Genomic DNA, 21024 nt, shown 5'->3' on the forward strand with positions numbered 1-21024 from the left:
TGCTTTCCTGAAATTTACGTGATCCGATAACCGATTGCATCGATACTATCTGAGGATCTTTATTGGGCACTTCAATACCGATAGTTCCTTTACCCGGCATTGGAGCAATGATACGGATACCTAAAGCCGAAAGGCTCAATGCAATATCATCTTCAAGATTACGTATTTTCGCAATACGTACACCAACATCCGGAATTACTTCATAAAGCGTAATTGTAGGTCCTACCGTCGCCTTGATAGAAGCTATACTGATACCAAAATTTTCAAGAGTTTGTTTTATACGCTTCTGGTTTTCTATTTGCTCTTCCATATCTACCTGACGATCGCTCGTGTCATATTTTTTTAGCAGATCTATGGTTGGATTACGGAATGAAGACAAATCTAATTTCGGATCGTAATCACCCATTTCAGAGCCATCATAGTTTTCGTCATCTCCTACAGGCACATCAACGGTAAAAGACGGATCTACGTCATCAACATCTGTTGCTTTCCCGTTTTCTCCTGCTCTTTCTTCACTTAGTTCAGGTTCCGGAGGCAGGTAAACATCTTCTTCACCCGGAACCGTTACCTCAAAAACACTATCTTCGTCTTCTGGTATATTTACAGTTGTATCCGGTTTCTTGATATATTGAATATTATCTGCTTCCGCTTTCCGAAGTTCGTTTTCTGTATCAAAAACATTATCATCCGAATCTTCCCGGACATCACCATCATCGTCTTTATCCTTTTTGTTTTTCTTGAAAGAGCCTAACCAACCGAATGTGAATAGTTTATGAAGTAAAGGAATAGTCCTTTTAGAGACAAAGATGGATATAATCAGAAACGAACCTATCAACAACAGCAGTGTACCCGGAATACCTATATTACTAATTAACACTTCAGAAATATAGTACCCATGCTGTCCTCCAAGATAAATAAACGAGTCTTCATATCCTTTCACGAAGAAGAATGCAAAAAAGACGGATCCCCAAATCAATACAACGGCAGAAAACAGAAAACGCCTGAACAATGCCACTCGTTTTAGATTCATCAACTTGGCTCCCCATGACGCAAAGAAGAATAAAATCATAAAGGATGAAATGCCAAACCAACGATTCATCAACAGATCAGAGATAAAGGCTCCTCTTACTCCTGTCCAGTTAGCTACTGAACCACGGTTAGCTAATAAATCACCAATCGGGACATTCTCTATCTTACTCTGATCTGCTCCACCTGTAAAGAAAAATGAAATAAGAGCTAAACCTATATATAGAGTAAAGATCATCAGGATTAATCCTGTAACAAAGCGGGTACGTTCGTTAGAGAAAAATGACTTTATCGCACTAAATTTTCCTTCTCCTTTTGCATTACTCTGTTTTGTCGTACTATTCTTTTTTACCATATACTCATTATCGTTATTATAAGTCAGTAACAAAAGCTACTAACTTATGTATATACAAAGGTAGGGAGAATTATTGAATTTTGTCCTTATCTCTTTTCGTTTGATCAATATTATCATGTACATTTGCATATATAATATAGTGTAGGACGCAAATCTTGATATCTTATGAATACATATGTAAATAAATGCCTAACTGTCTTAGTTCTAATCAGCCTGTTCTTTTATGGATGTAAGCCAAAAACAAAAAGTATAGCAGAAAATGAGATTACTTTTGATTCTATCCGTGTAGAAAAAGTATATCACATGTTTGATAATCCGGAAAATCCGAATTGCAATTTTCAGTTATCGTATGTCTATCCTGTAAAAATGTCGGACAAGACAGTATTAACTTCCATTCAGCAGCAATTTTTATTGGATTATTTTGGTGATGACTATGCTGATCTGACAGCGCAGGAAGCTGTAACAAAATATACAGATGATTACATCAACTCGTACAAGGAGTTGGAAGACGATTTCAAATTAGAAGTAGAAAGAAGCAATGGTAAACCTATTCTATCTTGGTTTGCATACTACGAAATGTCTCAGAACGAAATAATTTATAACAAAAACCAGATCCTTTCTTATCTTGTCAACTTTAATAATTTTACGGGAGGAGCACATGGAGCACATTCAACCCGTTATCATGTAATAGATGTCAGAACGGGTAAAATAATTACAGAAGAAGATATCTTTATTGAAGATTTTCAGGAGCAATTGGCTCAGATTCTTGTTGATAAAATAGCAGAAAATAATGAGGTTCAAGATGCTAAAGAACTGGAAAATATAGGCTTTTTTAGTGTAGATGAAATATTTCCGAATGATAATTTTTATATTGATGATACGGGCATAACGTATGGATTTAATGAGTATGAAATAGCCGCTTATGTGCTTGGACTTATTGATGTACACATTCCATATAACGAAATCAGTCATCTGATCCGTAAAGACAGCCCTATTGCGCAACTGGCTTTTTGATAAAACTATGCAAATTATACAAAAATATTTTCCTGAATTAACAACGACGCAGACAGAACAGTTTGCTGCTCTCGACGAGCTCTATAAAGATTGGAACGCTAAGATTAATGTCATCTCACGTAAAGATATTGACAACCTGTATCCGCACCATGTATTGCACTCTCTCGGGATAGCCAAAATGCTTCGGTTTAAGTCCGGTTCATCTGTTATGGATATTGGTACAGGAGGCGGTTTTCCGGGAATTCCATTGGCGATTCTCTTTCCGGAAGTTCAGTTTCACCTGATTGATAGTATAGGAAAAAAAATAAAAGTAGGCCAGGCAGTTGCCGAGAGTATCGGTCTTCAGAATATAACATTCAGACATTGTCGCGGAGAAGAAGAAAAAGGTAAATTCGACTTTGTTGTCAGTCGTGCTGTAATGCCTCTTGTTGATTTGGTCAAAATAGTACGAAAAAACATTTCGGGTGATCAGAAAAACGCATTGCCCAACGGTTTGATCTGCCTGAAGGGAGGTGAACTTCAACACGAAGTGCTTCCATTTAAGAACAGCGCGATTATAATCGATCTGCATACTTATTTCAAAGAAGAGTATTTTATTACTAAAAAAGTAGTGTACGTGCCATTATGATTACAATTAAAACATTTGAATTTAATTATTTCTCGGAAAACTGTTATTTGCTTCATGACGAATCTAAAGAAGCCGTTTTAATCGATTGTGGAGCTTGTAGAAGTGAAGAACAAAAAGAGTTGACAAATTATGTAACAGAGAATGATCTGACGATTAAACGCCTCCTTTGTACGCACTTACATTTAGACCATATTTTTGGAAACGAGTTTATCTACAAAACGTACAGCTTAAAACCCGAAGCACATAAATCGGAAGTAGAAAAACTACCCCCACCCGCAGATCAGGCTCGGCTTTTTGGAATACAAACTCCTGTTAAACCAGTTGAAGTGGCTCGTTATATCGTAGGAAATGAAACGATTAAATTTGGCAATTCCGAATTGATAGCCTTGTTGGTACCTGGCCATTCGCCCGGCAGTCTTGCTTTTTATAATGCAAAAGAACGATTCGTTATTTCCGGCGATGCTTTATTTTGCGGAAGTATCGGCAGAACAGACCTTTGGGGAGGCGATCAGGAAATTTTAATAGCTGCCATTAAAGATAAGTTGCTTAGTCTGCCGGATGAAACAGTTGTTTATCCCGGACATGGACCAACAACAAGTATTATCGATGAAAAGTATAATAATCCGTATTTATAACTAATTTGAATTATGGACACAAATAAGTTTGTTAATCGCCATGTCGGAATCTCTTCTGAAGATATTCAAGAGATGTTGAAAACTGTTGGTGTATCGTCACTCGACGAATTGATCGAACAGACAATCCCTGCTAACATCCGACTTAAAACGCCACTTAATCTCCCCGATGCAATGACTGAAAGGGAACTTGCAGAACATTTAGCTGAACTGGCTTCAAAAAATGAAGTATTTACTTCATACATTGGTATGGGATGGTATGACACAGTGTGTCCTGCCCCTATTCAACGTAATGTATTTGAGAATCCGGTTTGGTACACTTCATATACTCCATATCAGGCGGAGATTTCGCAAGGGAGATTGGAAGCTTTATTGAATTTTCAGACTGTTATTAGTGAGTTAACTGGACTTCCTTTAACAAACTGCTCTCTTTTGGACGAAGCAACAGCTGGTGCAGAAGCGGCAACTATGTTTTTTGGAACTCGTAGTCGCATGCAAGTTAAAGAAGAAGCAAATATCTTATTTGTGGATGAAAATGTGTTTTCTTCCACACTGGCTGTTATTCACACCCGCATGAAGCCACAAGGCATCAAAGTGGTAACAGGTAATTATAAAACCTATCAATTCTCTGAAAAAGTTTTTGCAGCAATCGTTCAATTCCCTGATGGTAATGGCTCTATAGAAGACTATACTACCTTTATTGCAGAGGCTAATGCAAAAGGCGTACGTGTTGCTGTTGCTGCAGATATTATGAGCCTTGTATTACTGACACCTCCGGGAGAATGGGGTGCTGATGTGGTGTTCGGATCTACGCAACGTTTTGGGATCCCAATGTTTTACGGAGGACCTTCTGCTGCTTATTTTGCAACAAAAGACGAATATAAACGAAATATTCCGGGACGTATTATCGGAATTTCCAAAGATGCGTACGGGCATCAGGCTTTTCGCTTAGCGCTTCAAACACGCGAACAACATATCAAACGTGAAAAAGCGACCTCTAATATATGTACAGCGCAGGCTTTGTTAGCAACCATGGCGGGCTTCTATGCGGTATATCATGGAGCTGAAGGATTACGAAATATAGCAAGCCGTATCCATTCCTACGCAGGTTTTCTGACTTCGGAATTAGAAAAGTTGGGATACAAACAACTGAATAAAGATTATTTTGATACGCTTAAAATTGAATTGCCGGCAAATGTATCTATCAATGTTTTGCGTGAAATAGCGGTGGAGTGCAAAGTAAACCTACGTTATTTCGATGGTGGACAGGTGGGTATAAGCTTAGACGAAACTACTTTACCGACAGATCTGGGTGTATTGCTTTATATTTTCTCCGGTGCTGCCGGTAAAGATTATACGTTGAACCAGGAAGTAGAAAACAAAACATACTTTGATCAGAAGTTTGCCCGTAAGAGTGATTTCTTACAGGATGAAGTCTTTAAGAAATACCATACGGAAACTGAATTAATGCGTTATATCACTCGCTTAGGGCGTCGTGATATTTCTTTGGCACATTCTATGATATCTTTAGGCTCTTGTACTATGAAGCTGAATTCAGCATCATCCATGTTTGCCTTGAGCCGTGGAGAGTTTCAAAACATACATCCCTATGCTCCGGAAGATCAGGTAGAAGGTTATACGGAATTGATCGAGAATCTTACAGCTTACCTGAAAGAAATTACCGGATTCGCAGGATATAGTCTGCAACCAAACTCAGGAGCATCGGGTGAATATACCGGACTGCGTGTGATTCGCGCTTATTTGGAAAGTACAGGCCAGGGACATCGTGATATTGTTCTTTTACCAGCATCTGCGCATGGTACAAACCCGGCAAGTGCGATACAATGCGGTTATTCTACTGTTACTGTTAAGTGTGATGACAATGGCAATATTGATCTGGAAGATTTCCGCTCAAAGGCAGAAGAAAACAAAGATCGTCTGGCCGCTACTATGATTACGTATCCTTCCACACACGGTATTTTTGAAGCAGATATTAAGGAAATGTGCGAAATAGTGCACGCATGCGGCGGACAGGTTTATATGGACGGGGCAAATATGAATGCACAGGTCGGCTTAACTAATCCGGGTATAATCGGAGCCGATGTTTGTCACCTGAATCTACACAAAACATTCGCTATCCCACATGGTGGTGGTGGTCCCGGAGTAGGTCCTATTGGGGTTGCTAAACATTTAATACCGTTCCTGCCTTCACATCCAGTACTGTGGGGAGATGAAACAAATACGGTTTCTGCTGCCCCATTCGGTAGTGCCGGTGTACTTCCCATCACTTACGCATATATTCGTTTGTTAGGCGTAGAAGGTCTTACGCAGGCGACAAAAGCAGCTATTCTGAATGCAAATTATCTTGCAGGAAAACTGAAAGATACTTACGGCATTGTATATACCGGAGCAACCGGACGTGTAGGACATGAATTGATTCTGGAATGCCGTACAATAAAAGAAACATCAGGTATAGACGAAGGAGATATAGCTAAACGACTAATGGATTTTGGCTACCACGCTCCTACTCTTTCATTCCCTGTACACGGCACATTAATGATCGAACCAACCGAAAGTGAAAGTAAAGCGGAATTAGATCGTTTTGTGGAAGTGCTTGATTGTATCTGGAAAGAAATCAAAGAAGTTGAAGAAGGCAAAGCAGATAAAATTGACAATGTATTGAAAAACGCACCACATCCGGAGTACGAAGTAACTGCCGATGAATGGAATCATCCTTATCCAAGAAGTAAAGCTGCCTTCCCCTTGGAATGGCTGCACGACTGTAAGTTCTGGTTGAATGTAGCCCGAGTAGATAACGCATACGGAGACAGGAATCTGATTCCTACCCTCTGTGCTTGTCAGTAAAAAGATTATGTATAGTATAAAAATAAGTCTCCTTGCCGTAATCAGCTGTTTGATGGTTGCTTGCGGCGAGGCTACTGACACAAAAGTGAAAGCTTATGGTTGGCAAGGTGAAGGTGGAAAAACGACAGAACAAACCTTGCAAGCCGACTTTAGTGAATGGAAAACGCACGGATTAGACGGTATCTGTTATAATGCAGGACACGATCCGATAAAACACCAACGTGCGGCTAAGGTTGCCAAAGCAAATGGATTGGAATACCATGCCTGGATACCTGCAATGTTACAAGGCGGAATGGATTCTACGCTTTACGGCGTAAATCGCTTAGGGCAATCAGCGTACGACACGCAAGCCTATGTATCTTACTACAAGTTTCTTTGCCCTAACAAAGAAGAAGTGTATCAATTTCTTTCCTCTCTCTACGGTAAGATTGCCGATATTCCGGAAGTTGATTATGTACATTTAGACTATATACGCTTTGTAGATGTTATTCTGGCACGCGGCCTATGGGATAAATATGGTTTAGTGATGAACGAAGAATACCCCGTAGCTGATTATTGCTATTGCGACAAATGTGTTGCCGATTTCAAAGCCGCTTCAGGCATTGATATTAAATCAGTTGAAGACCCTTCTACCTGTAAAGAATGGGCGCAATTCCGTTGTGACCTGATCACCAAATTAGTAAATCGTCTGGCGGATGATATCCACGCTAAAGGGAAAAAGGTAAGTGCTGCTGTATTTCCAGGTCCTGACTCCTATGCAAAAAAGATGGTGAGGCAGGAGTGGAATAAATGGAATATTGATGCTTTCTTTCCTATGAACTATAATGATTTCTATTTAGAAGGAGCTGAATGGGTTGGACGTGTTACTGAAGAAGGTGTAAAATCCGTTAACGGAGAAAAACCAGTTTACAGTGGCTTATTTATCTGCCATGATTGGCAAAACAAAGCTGATATTAAGGATCCCGAAGGACATGGACTACTTCCTTCTGAAATAGAAACAGCTATCAGAGGTTCAATGGAAGCCGGTGCAGCAGGCGTATGCCTGTTCACACCACACAGTATGACAAATGAACACTGGAAAACGTTTGAAAAAGCAATCCGTCGATCATACGTAAGTAACTAATTCTTTAATCCGGACAACAGGATGTATGGATATAAACAAAAATAAACGCAGCTCTATATTTTCTCGCCTGCGTTTATTTTTTTGTCTATACGTGATCGTTGCCCATTAATTATTAACAATAAATATATATATGAGCGAAAAAAAAGAGAAAATTAAGTTTAGCAGAGCCTTTTGGGTAGCCAATGTCGTGGAATTATTTGAGCGCGCGGCTTATTATGGTGTTTTTATTGTCATTACCCTTTACCTAAGCCGGATACTTGGCTTTAATGATATTCAGGCCGCCGGTATAGCCGGCACGTTCTCCGCCTGTTTATATCTTCTTCCTACCTTCGCCGGTGCCTTAGCGGATAAAATCGGATTTCGCAATTCGATGTTGCTGGCGTTTTCCTTGCTTACACTCGGATACGGAGGTTTAGGACTATTCCCTACTTGGTTGGAATCAACAGGATTAGTGGAATACGGCATTACCACAACCTTTACGGGACTTTTGGAAAATAATGTCAGATACGGTATTATTCCGATCATGGCCTTAATTGTGTTGGGCGGTTCGTTCATTAAGAGTGTGATTACCGGAACGGTAGCTAAAGAAACAACAGCAGAAAACCGGGCTAAAGGTTTTTCTATTTTTTATTCGATGGTGAACATCGGTGCTTTTTCCGGTAAGACAATCGTTGAACCATTACGTAATGCGATGGGAAACGAAGGATTGATAACACTGAATTTCTTTTCAGCGACGATGACGTTAACGGCCTTGCTTCTCGTTTGGTTTTTGTATAAAAGTAATCAAACGGCAGGTGAAGGAAAAACTTTCAAACAAATCTGGCAGGCACTGATTAAAGTATGCACGAACGCACGTTTGATTATTTTGATCATTATTATTACCGGTTTCTGGATGGTGCAACATCAATTGTATGCAACTATGCCTAAATACGTGCTACGCTTGGCGGGAGAAGGATCTTCACCCTCTTGGTATGCCAATGTAAACCCGTTGGTGGTAGTTTTGGCGGTCAACTTAGTTACCCAACTTATGCGTAACAGAACTGCGCTCACATCCATGACCGTCGGTATGTTCATTATGCCGATATCCGCTTTATGTATGGCCTACGGCAACATGCTGGATTTTAATACTCCGATATTAGGCATGCATCCCGTTGCCTTTATGATGGTAGTCGGTATTGTATTCCAAGGTCTGGCCGAAACCTTTATCTCCCCTCGCTTCCTTGAGTTTTTCTCTTTACAAGCCCCCAAAGGAGAAGAAGGTTTATATCTCGGATTCAGTCATTTGCACTCCTTCTTGTCCTCTATATTCGGGTTCGGTTTATCCGGATTCCTGCTAACCAAATACTGCCCCGAACCAAGTTTATTTGCTACACATGAAGAATGGGCTGCAGCAAGCACAAATGCCCATTACATCTGGTTCTATTTTGGAGGAATAGCCTTGGTTTCTGCATTATCATTGATTGTCTATGGAAAAGTTGTTAAACGGCTTGATGCGAAGAAAATCAAGGCCTGATGTTATAGAAAGACAGAAGAAAAATAAGTGTTTATTTTCAACAACAAAATAGCCTTAAAAATATAAAGGATATTTTTGGAAAAATATCCTTTATATTTTTTTTCATTCTATTGTGATTTTTACTTGTCTCCCCTTTGATAAATAATATCCTTCCCAAGAAGTACTTCGTCAACCCCTTTCAAATGAAGATGAAGAGGTATATTCTTATCATAATTACTTGCCCTTTTCACAAACAGAGTATCCATTGATTCCTGATAAGAATAACCCGCAATTGCACCTATATTGCCCTCTTTATAAGAAATATAGGTTTCTTCCTTTGTTAAAGCCTCAGTATAAAACACATTATCCGGAGTTAGTTTACTATCCTGAATACATACTACCTTAAACTGATCCGATATATTACGCAATGACCATTGTCTGTAATCCGGTTTATAATTTAGTAATAATAGAGAAAAATATATCGTTGTAAAAGCTCCGATAAAAAGAAGCAATTTATTACTTGTTCTCATGATTTTTCTTGTTTGATTGATAAATAGTATATGCTTTATGAAGATTTTCGAATCCGATTCCAAGAAGATCCATTTCCTTAAATAGTTCAGGCAAATCCTCCTGAAGAAAAGTTGCATGGCGCTGTTTATGTATTTCAGCTTTTGCAGTTGAAGAAATAAAATACCCTACTCCTCTTTTATTGTAAATAATTCCATTCTGCTGCAACCGCTCAAAAGAACGCATAACTGTATTCGGATTGACTTCAACTTCAACGGCCAGTTCCCTTACAGAAGGTATTCTTTCTTCGGGCAGATAGATTTCATCCAATACCCGCTTGCAAATCAAATCGGAAATCTGGAGAAAAATTGGTTTATTGTCATTAAAGTTCATCGCTGTTCCTTTTCTTTAAGTTTCAAGTAACCAATATAGACAATCATAAGAATGATCGCAAGATGTATATATGTTCCATGTTGACATAAAGACAGAATGCCCGGATAAACATTCTCAACAGAATAAGTAGCCGTATGAGTACTAAATAAAACTCCATTTTCTTCCAGATAATAAGGATAGAAGTTTTCATTTATGTTAAGAAACAAGAATAGAAGTATCCCCACAATAAAAAAGGATTTTAAGGGAGCATTCTTTTTTATTGAAAGCATGGATAACCAAAAGACGCTCATCAAGACAAAAAGGAGTGATACGTATTTATCGGAATTAGAATTTGTAAAATGAAAAAAGTCCTGAAAAATAATACTACTGATTTCTCCTAAACGCACCATAGAAAATACACTGGTTGAAATGAAATAAACAAGTGCACCTGCAATTAATATGAGTAAAACGACAATACCCTGTCCTGAAAATTTCTCTATTGGTCTTGCCGGAGTAAGGAATCCTACCCCTTTTACAGAGTTTGACCGATAATGAACATAGTTCATTCCAAAAAAGTAAGACATTAATAATATATAGGCTTTCATTGTTTGTAACTCGGAGAGTGTCACATCAAAATCAGAAACTAATAATAAAGTAACCGATATGACAATAACACTGGCAGAGAATCCCCATAAAAAATACTCTTTCAGTTCATACCAATCTGCTAATAACAAACATCTTATACGCTTTAAACTTATTGTATTCATACAATCAGACTTTTAATTGAGGTGTAACAATTATTTCTTCAAATAAGCTCTCTAAGGAAGTCGAACAATTATCTAAGGAGTCGTTATAGGCTATTTTCCCCTTGTCCATAATAATAACCGAATCAATCAGACTGTCTAAATCACGCACCTGATGGGTTGACAGGATCACAATCTGCTCTTCACGTACAAAAGAGGCCAATAGTTGTCGGAAGATCTTTTTTGATGGAATATCAAGTCCGTTCGTAGGTTCGTCAAAAAGCAAAATCGGCGTATTTGCAGCCAAAGCCATTGTGATTAGTACTTTTTTCTGTTGGCCGTGAGATAATTTCTTAATCCTTTTCGTATGGTCTATCTCAAAGTATTCCATACAGGTTTTAAGTATTTCGTTGTTGAACGAAGGATAAAACGGAGCATACATAGTAAAATACTCATTTACTCTTACATCGGGAAATTCAGGCTTTTCCTGAACCAAAAAGAGTTTTTGCAACAGTTCCACAGGACGATACTTTACATCCTGATTCCATAAACGGCACGCTCCCCGATCGGGAATCAGAAGACCGCAGATTAGTTTGAGCAAAGTTGACTTTCCTTCGCCGTTTTTTCCCAACAGACCGTATATATGTCCGGGCTGTAATATCAGGTTAATATTATCCAAAACCTTCTGTTTTTGGGAATAAGAAAATGTTAATTCATTACATTCAATCATGTTAAACAAGTGTATTAGTTTGTTAGTACACCGCTAATGTATATAATGTTTTTATATAACATCAAAATTTATCAGAAAAAAGACTTAAATTAACATTAATTTATTTTTATCTATAGTTTATTTAGTCCTAATGAATCAGAAAATGGACTCTTCAATTCGAAACGTTAGAGTTTGCCTTGAGTTCTCGGTTTACAAAAAAAAATCAAAATGTTGGTAAATTCCCTACTTTTGCATCGGATTGACACCGACTGCAAATAACAAGTTCTGATCTGCTTTCTCCAAGAAAACAACAAAAGATATGCCCGAAGAACAAAATTCAGGACAGACTGTTTAAATCGCATTATCCGGCATGTTCGTTTTTTTTAAACTGAACTAAACAATAAAAAAAGGCAATGCAAAAAGAATAAAGGTCATATTCAAAAATACGACCTTTATTTTTCGAAAAATATCCTTTGTTTTTTGGAAAATAACCTTTGTATTTTCGGCAAAAAAAGGTCTGTTTTTGGTCATTATAGAATATTTATTGGTTCGGAATTATAGAAACGAAAGAAAAATGACACTGAATTCTTGCTAAGTATGTAAGTAAAACGGTCGAAATGATGTCTTTTTGTCTTATTTGACTGTGTTTTGTCAAATACCAATTGACAGGCGGCAGCGACAATCAAATCATGTTTGAAAAAATCAGAGTATAAATTCAAAACAGTTTCTCAAAGGAGAGAAAATAATCTCTATCACTGTTGTACCGACAAAGGATTCAATGCAAAATTAAACGGAAGCCAACCCTTGGAATATTTTTAATTTCTATTTCGGGTATAGAAGCTAATGCTGAACGTAGTCTTTTGATAATCTGAGAAATACGATTCGTGTTGTCATCTAAACCTTTCCAAAGCTCATTTGCTATTTCTTCTTTTGTTAGAAAATAATCAGGTTTGTTGATAGATATTTGCTCCGCCATTTCCTATTGCGAATTGAAGTTCCATACATCTATTAAGGGAGTCCTATCTGTGAACTATTACGATCAATCATCTTTTCATCTAAATAAAAAAAGGAAGGCATTTAGAGGTTTGCAGCCTTTTTCTTAAGTTTGTACCACAATCAATGTATGAACACGGTGGCGATGAAGTTTTATCCTATTATTATATTCTATCTTTTTTCGTTTTTTTCTCCTGTTTTGACTTTTGCCCAGGAAAAAGGCATGCGTAATCCGTTTGATTTTCCGATTCTGCTAAGTGCTAATTTCGGAGAATTGCGCGCTAATCATTTTCATTCCGGTATTGATTTTAAAACGCAGGGCGTGGAAGGAAAACCCGTACATGCGGTACAAGACGGCTATATTTCCCGGATTGGCGTGAGTCCTTGGGGGTATGGCAATGTACTTTATATGAATCATCCGGACGGGACGACAACGGTTTACGGACATTTGCAGAAGTTTGAGAAAAATATAGCTGAATATGTGAAAGCTGAACAATATCTTGCGGAAAGTTTTACGGTCAACCTTACTCCGGAGGCGGAGAAATTCGTATTTAAAAAGGGTGATATAATTGGTTTAGGAGGGAATTCGGGAAGTTCCGGAGGTCCGCATCTGCATTTTGAAGTACGCGATACGGAAACGGAAGAGGTTTTAGATCCGTTGATCTATTATAAGAATAAGATCAAAGATACGCGCCCGCCGGTTATCCGTGGACTTAAAGTTTATCCAATGGAGGGAAAAGGAATCGTAAATGGAAGCAGTCGCGCGCGTACAATAAAGTTAACGACATCCAAAGGATCAAAACAGACTGTTGTAGCCGATAAACTTGAAGCTTGGGGAGAAATAGCTTTTGGCATTAAAGCCTTTGATGCGATGGACGAAACATCAAATATTTATGGCGTTAAGGAAGTGATTCTGATGAAAGACAGTGATGTGGTGTTCAGAAGTAATATTGACCGTTTTTCGTTTGACGAAACCCGTTATATCAACAGCTTTACGGATTATGCAGAATGGAGAAACAGCGGGTCTTTTTATATGAAGAATTATATTGAACCGGGTAATCGTTTACCATTTATTGAAAGCTTGAACAAGGGAATTATTACAATAGATGAAGAGAAAATATACCTTCTCTCCTATCTCTTGTCTGACAAGTATGGAAATACGACAACACTGGCTTTCAAAGTGCATGGAAAAAAGCAGTCGTTACCCGAAACAGAAGATACAGTTATCTTTAATTGGTCGGGCGATAATCGTTTTGCAGCTAAAGGAGTACGGTTATCCATTCCCCGAGGCAACTTATATACGGATATCCATCTTCGTTATCGCGTAAAAGAAGATTCTACAGCTTTAGCTGCCACTCATCTATTGCATACGCAAGCAGAACCTTTACATCAATCGGCCTCTTTGTCCATTAAATTGCAGCATGATACACTAACTAACAAACAACAATATGGTATCGTACGCCTGCACAAAGGCCGTAGCTATTGGATTGGAGGAACATATCAGGAAGGTTGGATACAAGGGGGCATAAGAGAGTTAGCTGCTTATTCTGTTGCTGCAGATACACTTCCTCCGGTAATAACACCTGTTGATCCGGAAACCTGGGTGAGAAAGAAACGTATTACGATTCGCGTTGCTGATCGTTTAAGTGGATTAGACACCTATCGTGGAGAAATAGATGGGGAGTATGTTCTTTTTCAGTCTGATGGGAAGAAAGGATTACTTACGTATGATTTTGATACCGAACGTCTGAGTCGGGGTAGTCACGAATTAACATTTACTACGGTGGACGCTTGTGGTAATAGTTCTGTTTTCTCACGTAAGTTTGTTTGGTAAAAAGTCTTCTTTTTGTAATTTTGAATAACATGAAAGTATGTATTGCCGAAAAGCCCAGCGTGGCACGTGAAATAGCTGATATTCTTGGCGCAAAGACAAGGCATAAGGGATATCTGGAAGGTAACGGCTATCAGGTGACGTGGACTTTCGGACATTTATGTACGTTGAAAGAGCCCCATGAATACACACCGGGGTGGCGACAGTGGAGCCTCACTTCATTACCGATGATTCCTCCCCGATTCGGTATTAAGCTGATTGATAGTCCGTCTTATATCGAACAATTCAATGTGATAGAAAGCCTGATGAAGGATGCTGAAATGGTGATAAACTGTGGTGATGCGGGGCAGGAAGGAGAATTGATTCAGCGTTGGGTGATGCAAAAGGCAGGATGCAAATGCCCTGTTTACCGTCTGTGGATATCTTCATTGACTGAAGATGCCATACGCGAAGGGTTTGCAAAGCTGAAAGATCAATCGGAGTTTGCACCCTTATATGAAGCCGGATTATCCCGCGCTATCGGAGATTGGTTGCTGGGAATGAATGCTACCCGTCTATATACTTTAAAATACGGACAAAACAGACAGGTTCTTTCCATCGGACGTGTGCAGACTCCTACGTTGGCTTTAATTGTTAACAGACAGCACGAGATAGATCATTTTACACCGGAACCATTCTGGGAGTTAAAGACAATCTACAGAAACACTAAATTCTCTGCTACCAAAGGTAAGTTCCTGAATAAGGAAGAAGGAGAAGCCTTTTTAGAAATAGCGCGTCAGGCCGATTTCACGGTTACTGACGTTACACAAAAGAAAGGGAAAGAATATGCACCCCGTTTGTTTGACCTGACCTCGCTTCAGGTGGAATGCAACAAGAAATTTGCTTTTACGGCCGATGATACTCTAAAGCTGATCCAATCTCTTTATGAAAAGAAGGTAACGACCTATCCTCGTGTAGATACAACCTACCTGAGCGAAGATATTTATCCGAAAGTGCCAACCATTCTTAAAGGACTTGAAGGATATGAAACCTTAACGGCAGCGTTAGATGGAAAAAAGATTCCTAAAAGTAAGAAGGTCTTTGACAATACTAAAATAACAGATCACCATGCCATTATACCGACCGGAGTTCCGGCACGGAATCTGAATGAAAACGAACGGAAGGTTTACGACATGGTAACCCGCCGTTTTATCGCGGCATTTTATCCGGATTGCGATATTTCAACGACTACTATCCTCGGGAAAGTGGATAAAGTAGATTTTAAAGTCAGCGGAAAACAAATCATTAATCCGGGTTGGCGCGTTGTTTTCGGAGCAGAACAAAAAGATCCGGATAATCCGGAAACCGAAGAGGATGCCGGCGTTTTACCAGCATTTGAAGTTGGAGAAAGCGGTCCGCATGAACCTGTATTGGGTGAATCCTGGACGCAACCTCCCAAACCTTATACGGAAGCAACCTTGCTCCGTGCAATGGAGACGGCCGGAAAATTGGTGGATAATGATGAATTGCGTGATGCATTAAAGGAAAACGGCATAGGACGCCCTTCTACCCGTGCTGCTATCATTGAGACGTTATTTAAACGGAATTATATCCGTAAAGAGCGGAAAAATTTATTTCCGACAGCCACCGGAAAAGAGCTTATCGGAGTAATCAATGAAGAATTACTGAAAAGTGCCGAATTGACCGGTCTTTGGGAAAAGAAACTCCGTCAGATTGAAAAGGGGCAGTACGAAGCAAGGCTTTTTTTGGAGGAGCTAAAGCAAATGCTTAATGAGATTGTTCAGCATGTATTATGTGACCAAAGCAACCGCAGCATTACAATTGAAGAAGCCGTAAAGGAAGAAGTTAAGAAGGAAAAGAAACCTCGTAAACCGCGAACTCCTAAGGAAAAGCCTAAAATGGAGACACCCGTTTGCCCTATCTGTAAAAAAGGAACGGTTTTAAGAGGAAAGTCTGCCTACGGATGTTCATCCTATAAGGATGGTTGTACATTTCGTTTAGACTATACGACCTATGGCGAAGGCCTTACAGACCAACAGTTGATAGAACTAATCCAAAAGTTGAAATAAAGCCTATATGCAAAAAACAGAATGGTTTCCATTAGTTAATGAAGCCGGTGAAACAATCGGTAAAGCCAGTCGCCGGGAATGCCATAGCGGCAGTAAACTGCTCCACCCGGTAGTGCATCTGCACATATTTAATGAAGCCGGAGATATCTATCTGCAAAAACGGTCGATGAACAAAGATATTCAACCGGGAAAATGGGATACTTCGGTTGGCGGTCATATCGACTACGGAGAAACGGTAGAAGAAGCATTACGGCGCGAAGTTCGGGAAGAATTAGGCATAACAGATTTTAATCCGGAATATTTAACCTCTTATGTATTTGAATCCTCTGTTGAAAAAGAATTAGTCAATACCTTTCGTACAATTTATACGGGAATCATACAACCGGATGAAAACGAATTGGACGGAGGCCGCTTCTGGACAATAGCTGAAGTAAGAAATTCCTTAGGGAAAAATATTTTCACACCGAACTTTGAAACGGAATTTATCCGTTTATTCCTTGCAAAAACTTGATTTATTCTGTAGATTCGCTTTTGAAGGTTATTGTTATAAACTCAAAAGGCAATTATGGAACATTTTAACTATGGAGCTGTAGGCAACTGTAGAACTGCGGCATTAATATCAGATAAAGGAAGTATCGATTGGTTCTGTTTCCCGGATTTTGACTCTCCTTCTGTTTTCGGGAAAATACTTGACGAAAAGAAAGGGGGCAGTTTTGGCTTCATTGTAGATGATAGCTACATGATCAGCCAGCATTATATTGAACATACCAATATTTTATCTACACTGTTTGAATCGGAAGAAGGAAGCTTCGAAGTAATCGATTTTATGCCTCGATACAAAATGCTGGACTACGATTATTACCTTCCTCCTGAATTGTACCGTATGATACGGTTAAAAAAAGGTAAGCCACGCTTCAAAGTGCTTTATGAACCTTCTTTGGATTATGCTCGCCATACGATGCAACACAATATAACCCCTGATTATATTAAATCCTCTTGTGTATCGGAAAAGTATGATACAATTTTCCTCTATTCCAGTTTGAATTACAAAAAGATTCTTGCCAAACAAGAATTTGAACTTACGCACGATGAATTTTTGTTGGTTTCATACAATCAGAAACTAATCCCTATAAATATGGATCGTGTAGATCTCGAATTTCAGCGGACGCGTGTTTATTGGAGAAACTGGACAAACCGCTCTAAAAAATACACGCGCTACAATTCAATGATAGAAAGAAGCATGCTTGTTCTCAAATTAATGTCTTATCAACGAACGGGGGCTGTATTAGCAGCATTAACCACCAGCCTTCCCGAATTTATTGGAGAGGTACGAAACTGGGATTATCGTTTTTGTTGGCTGAGGGATGCGTCTATGTCCATTGAAACATTAGTTGGTGTAGGACACAAAAGTGCAGCCGAGCGATTTATTTCTTTTCTGAATTCAATACTTATTTCCAAATCGGATAAATTTCAGATTATGTATGGCATCCGGGGAGAACGTATCCTCACGGAAACAGAACTGACTCACCTGAGTGGATATAAAAATTCCCGTCCTGTACGTATTGGAAACGATGCTTACCGGCAGAAACAAAACGATTCGTTTGGTTATCTGATGGATGTTATTTATCAATATTACCAGTTTTTTCAAGGAACATTGGATGAAGTAGAAGATATGTTTCAGGTCGTAAAGAATGTAATACGTACTGTACGGCAGGATTGGCGCAAACCGGATAAGGGTATCTGGGAAATACGTGGAGAGGAAAAACATTTCGTGCTATCAAAAGTCATGTGTTGGGTGGCATTTGATCGCGCTGTGAAAATCGCTAAACTCTTAAATCAGAAAGAGCTGGCTAACCAATGGGCAAAAGAGGCTGATGAAATAAAAGAAGATGTACTTACCAATGGTTGGAAAGAAGATGTAGGATTCTTCTCTCAAACCTATTGTAATACAGAACTTGATTCTTCCTTACTATTGATGGAAGCATACGGATTTATTGATCCGAAAGATCCTAAATACATCCAGACAGTCAATGCCATCTATAAAAAACTGATGTATAAAGGACTTATGTTCAGATACAATAATGTAGATGACTTTGGTATTCCTTCTTCTGCTTTTACCATATGTACTTTCTGGATGGTAAGGGCACTCTATGTGACGGGACGAAAAAAAGATGCAGAAAAATTATTTGAAGAATTACTCTCTTACGCCAACCATTTGGGGCTGTTTAGTGAGGATCTGGACTTTAACAGCAAAGGTCAATTGGGAAACTTTCCTCAAGCCTATTCTCATCTTGCCCTAATTAATACAGCAATCTTATTCGGGAAAGAGAAGAATTACTCCAAATTTATACGTCCTTGATTGGATATCTGGCGAAGAAAGGGTATTGTTTCTGATTGTGAGTCTAAATAAAAACGAGCTATTTCAGAAATAGAACCGACTTTTATGGTTATAGCTTCTTCGGGAAGTGCACGAAAGGTATCTTCATCTGTCGTGTCATCTCCCATCGCCAGAATAAAATCATAATCATCCTGTGCAAGAAGACGTTGCACCTCCGTACCTTTGGAATGAAGAGGAGATTTAACTTCTACAATTTTATTCCCGCGCAAAATCTGGAGATTAAGACGTGCGCAAGGTTCCATTAATTCATTCACCAATTGTCTTTCCCGTAAAGAAGCAAACCAGCTATCTACATTACGATAATGCCAGACAATGGCTGTATTTTTAATTTCCATTTTCGAATGAGGCGTTTTATCTACGAACAATTGAAATATTCGCAATAATTCGTTATCCCATTCAAATTCATCTGCATTACGATACCACTTTCCATTTTCTTTAAAGAAAGCTCCGTGTTCGGCAGCTAAGGTGATTGGTAAATGCCCAAACCAACGTTCCAACGTATCGTGATCTCGTCCGCTACTGATCGCAATATGATTTTGGGGATTTTCGCTGAGTTTTTTCAATGTATCCATCAGTATCTCCGTAGGAACGGCATCTTCCGCTTTCCTCTTAAACCCGACTAATGTTCCGTCATAATCTAAAATGAACAACCGCTTTTTTGCTTCCGTATATGACAGAGCTATATTTTTCGTTTTAGTCTCTCCTATTCTTTTCTTATGTAACTTAATATTGCGTTCCTTTATTTCATGTAATTCATTCACAAAATCGGCCGCCCATTTATTTACATTCTGTTTCATGATCTTCTGCTGCATGTTTTTTAACGATGCCTGTTGTTCTTCTTCGGGTATTTGAAGTGCTTCGTAAATAGCATTCGCTATTTCTTCCGTATCATTCGGATTAACAATAATGGCGTCATTCAGTTCGATTGCAGAGCCGGCCATTTCACTAAGTATAAGTACTCCCGGCGTATCTCTTTTCACCGCCAGATATTCTTTGGCCACTAAATTCATACCATCTCTTAATGGCGTTACCAACGCAATATCAGCAATACTATACATTGCAATCAGGTCTTCAAAACAAAAAGAATGATAGAAATAATAAACAGGAGTCCAGTTTATTTTAGAATATTGACCATTGATTCGTCCTATCATCTCGTCTATATTCGTTTTCAGACTTGAATACTCTTCTACATTGGCTCTTGAAGGAACAATTATCATGGCTAATGAAACCTGACCGATAGACTCGGGGTGATTTTCGAGAAAACGCAAGAAACCTTTGAGGCGATGAATAATACCTTTACTATAATCAAGTCTGTCCACAGACAGAATTAGTTTTGAATCACCAAAAGTCTGTTTTAATTTCTTCGCCTTATGTTGTATTTTAGGATTCAGAATGGCATCGTGATACCGGTCATAGTTGATGCCCATCGGGAAAGCATCGACATAGATCAGGCGATTGTTATGTTTCACCTTATCTAACTGAAACTGTAGATCCAACACGCGTTCCGCAGCACTAACAAAATGACGCATATAGTCGTGCGTATGAAAGGCAACCAGATCAGCTCCAAGTAATCCGTTTAACAACTCTGCTCTTTCCGGTAATACCCTGAATAATTCATACGAAGGAAAAGGTATATGATGAAAATAGCCAATATTTACTTTCTTGTTCTTTTCACGTATCATTTGGGGAAGTAACATCAGGTGATAATCCTGAACCCACACAATATCATCATCGGCCAATAACGGAAGCAACGTTTCAAGGAATAAATGGTTTACCTCCTGATAGGCTTTCCAATACGAATTCTCATATCGGATATAAGAAAAGAAATAATGACATAATGGCCATAAAATCCCGTTGCTGTATCCTTCATAGTACTCCTCAACCTGACATTCAGAAAGGAAAACAGGATGAAAATTATACTGAAGAAGATGCTCTGATACCTCTTCTTCCTCTTTTTCATTATTAAAATACATTCCTGGCCATCCAACCCAATGTTTCTCTATATCCATAGTAAGAGAGGCAAGACCTGTAGTCAAACCTCCTTCACTGGGAGTAAACGCAAAATGAGCCTCTGTTCTGGTTGTTTTTAAAGGAAGTCTGTTCGAAATAATAAATAATCTCATAGCTAAATCTTTAATAATCAAATAACATTAAGTGTTGCATATTTACAAATATACTAAAAATACGTCTTTTTACAATCATTTTTCTGTCTTTTATCCGTTTAAACAACCATCGTTGAGGGCTCAATATTGGTTTTTCTTTTACTT

At 38.8% G+C, this 21024-nt stretch carries 17 protein-coding genes; 10 read left to right on the plus strand and 7 right to left on the minus strand.

All coding sequences use genetic code 11. From position 1 onward, the window contains the following. Positions 1 to 1381: DNA translocase FtsK 4TM domain-containing protein (locus tag PHT93_RS09010; RefSeq protein WP_300241993.1), on the minus strand; the 1381-nt coding region annotated here is incomplete at its 3' end. A gap of 165 nt (positions 1382 to 1546) precedes the next feature. On the opposite strand from PHT93_RS09010, the gene PHT93_RS09015 reads away from it, so the two are divergent. From PHT93_RS09015 to PHT93_RS09040, 6 genes are all read left to right on the plus strand, one after another. After that, complete coding sequence (locus PHT93_RS09015) at positions 1547 to 2395, plus strand: DUF3298 and DUF4163 domain-containing protein (protein ID WP_300241995.1); 849 nt, start codon at positions 1547 to 1549, stop codon at positions 2393 to 2395. A gap of 7 nt (positions 2396 to 2402) precedes the next feature. Then, positions 2403 to 3023 (plus strand): 16S rRNA (guanine(527)-N(7))-methyltransferase RsmG, encoded by a 621-nt coding sequence (rsmG, locus tag PHT93_RS09020; protein ID WP_300241998.1) that lies wholly within the window; start codon positions 2403 to 2405, stop codon positions 3021 to 3023. Beyond that, positions 3020 to 3658, plus strand: a complete 639-nt coding sequence (locus PHT93_RS09025; RefSeq protein WP_300242000.1) for an MBL fold metallo-hydrolase — start codon at positions 3020 to 3022, stop codon at positions 3656 to 3658. The genes rsmG and PHT93_RS09025 overlap by 4 nt, the downstream gene beginning before the upstream one ends. 12 nt (positions 3659 to 3670) lie before the next feature. Further along, positions 3671 to 6520, plus strand: coding sequence for an aminomethyl-transferring glycine dehydrogenase (gcvP, locus tag PHT93_RS09030; RefSeq protein ID WP_300242003.1), 2850 nt, complete (start codon positions 3671 to 3673; stop codon positions 6518 to 6520). A gap of 7 nt (positions 6521 to 6527) precedes the next feature. Beyond that, complete coding sequence (locus PHT93_RS09035; RefSeq protein ID WP_300242005.1) at positions 6528 to 7643, plus strand: hypothetical protein; 1116 nt, start codon at positions 6528 to 6530, stop codon at positions 7641 to 7643. A gap of 130 nt (positions 7644 to 7773) precedes the next feature. Further along, positions 7774 to 9156 (plus strand): MFS transporter, encoded by a 1383-nt coding sequence (locus PHT93_RS09040; protein WP_300242007.1) that lies wholly within the window; start codon positions 7774 to 7776, stop codon positions 9154 to 9156. A gap of 119 nt (positions 9157 to 9275) precedes the next feature. Here PHT93_RS09040 and PHT93_RS09045 read toward each other — a convergent pair whose 3' ends face one another. The 5 genes from PHT93_RS09045 to PHT93_RS09065 form a co-directional block, all read right to left on the minus strand. Continuing rightward, the gene (locus PHT93_RS09045; RefSeq protein WP_300242009.1) at positions 9276 to 9665 is read right to left on the minus strand and encodes a hypothetical protein; all 390 of its coding nucleotides are present in this window, start codon (positions 9663 to 9665) and stop codon (positions 9276 to 9278) included. Next, positions 9652 to 10035: a GntR family transcriptional regulator gene (locus PHT93_RS09050; protein WP_300242011.1), complete on the minus strand. Its 384-nt coding sequence runs from the start codon at positions 10033 to 10035 to the stop codon at positions 9652 to 9654. Before PHT93_RS09050 ends, PHT93_RS09045 begins: the two co-directional genes overlap by 14 nt. Then, the gene (locus PHT93_RS09055; RefSeq protein ID WP_300242015.1) at positions 10032 to 10781 is read right to left on the minus strand and encodes a hypothetical protein; all 750 of its coding nucleotides are present in this window, start codon (positions 10779 to 10781) and stop codon (positions 10032 to 10034) included. The genes PHT93_RS09050 and PHT93_RS09055 overlap by 4 nt, the downstream gene beginning before the upstream one ends. 4 nt (positions 10782 to 10785) lie before the next feature. Then, positions 10786 to 11487 (minus strand): ABC transporter ATP-binding protein, encoded by a 702-nt coding sequence (locus PHT93_RS09060; RefSeq protein ID WP_300242017.1) that lies wholly within the window; start codon positions 11485 to 11487, stop codon positions 10786 to 10788. Between the two features lie 754 nt (positions 11488 to 12241). Continuing rightward, a complete protein-coding gene (locus PHT93_RS09065) occupies positions 12242 to 12442 on the minus strand; it encodes a helix-turn-helix domain-containing protein (RefSeq protein WP_300242019.1) in 201 nt (66 codons plus the stop codon). Positions 12443 to 12604: 162 nt separating this feature from the next. On the opposite strand from PHT93_RS09065, the gene PHT93_RS09070 reads away from it, so the two are divergent. The 4 genes from PHT93_RS09070 to PHT93_RS09085 are packed head-to-tail and all read left to right on the plus strand — an operon-like array spanning position 12605 to position 18718. Next, positions 12605 to 14293: a M23 family metallopeptidase gene (locus PHT93_RS09070; RefSeq protein WP_300242021.1), complete on the plus strand. Its 1689-nt coding sequence runs from the start codon at positions 12605 to 12607 to the stop codon at positions 14291 to 14293. A gap of 29 nt (positions 14294 to 14322) precedes the next feature. Beyond that, complete coding sequence (locus PHT93_RS09075) at positions 14323 to 16359, plus strand: DNA topoisomerase 3 (RefSeq protein ID WP_300242023.1); 2037 nt, start codon at positions 14323 to 14325, stop codon at positions 16357 to 16359. Between the two features lie 7 nt (positions 16360 to 16366). Beyond that, entirely contained in the window at positions 16367 to 16870 is a 504-nt protein-coding gene (locus PHT93_RS09080; protein WP_300242026.1) for an NUDIX domain-containing protein, read from the plus strand. A 54-nt stretch (positions 16871 to 16924) separates the two neighbouring features. After that, entirely contained in the window at positions 16925 to 18718 is a 1794-nt protein-coding gene (locus PHT93_RS09085) for a glycoside hydrolase family 15 protein (RefSeq protein WP_300242028.1), read from the plus strand. Here the strand turns inward: PHT93_RS09085 and PHT93_RS09090 are convergent. Then, complete coding sequence (locus PHT93_RS09090) at positions 18694 to 20880, minus strand: bifunctional alpha,alpha-trehalose-phosphate synthase (UDP-forming)/trehalose-phosphatase (protein ID WP_300242030.1); 2187 nt, start codon at positions 20878 to 20880, stop codon at positions 18694 to 18696. The genes PHT93_RS09085 and PHT93_RS09090 overlap by 25 nt on opposite strands. Positions 20881 to 21024: the final 144 nt, after the last annotated feature.

It is taken from the genome of Massilibacteroides sp., assembly GCF_028705895.1.
GTDB lineage: Bacteria > Bacteroidota > Bacteroidia > Bacteroidales > Tannerellaceae > Massilibacteroides.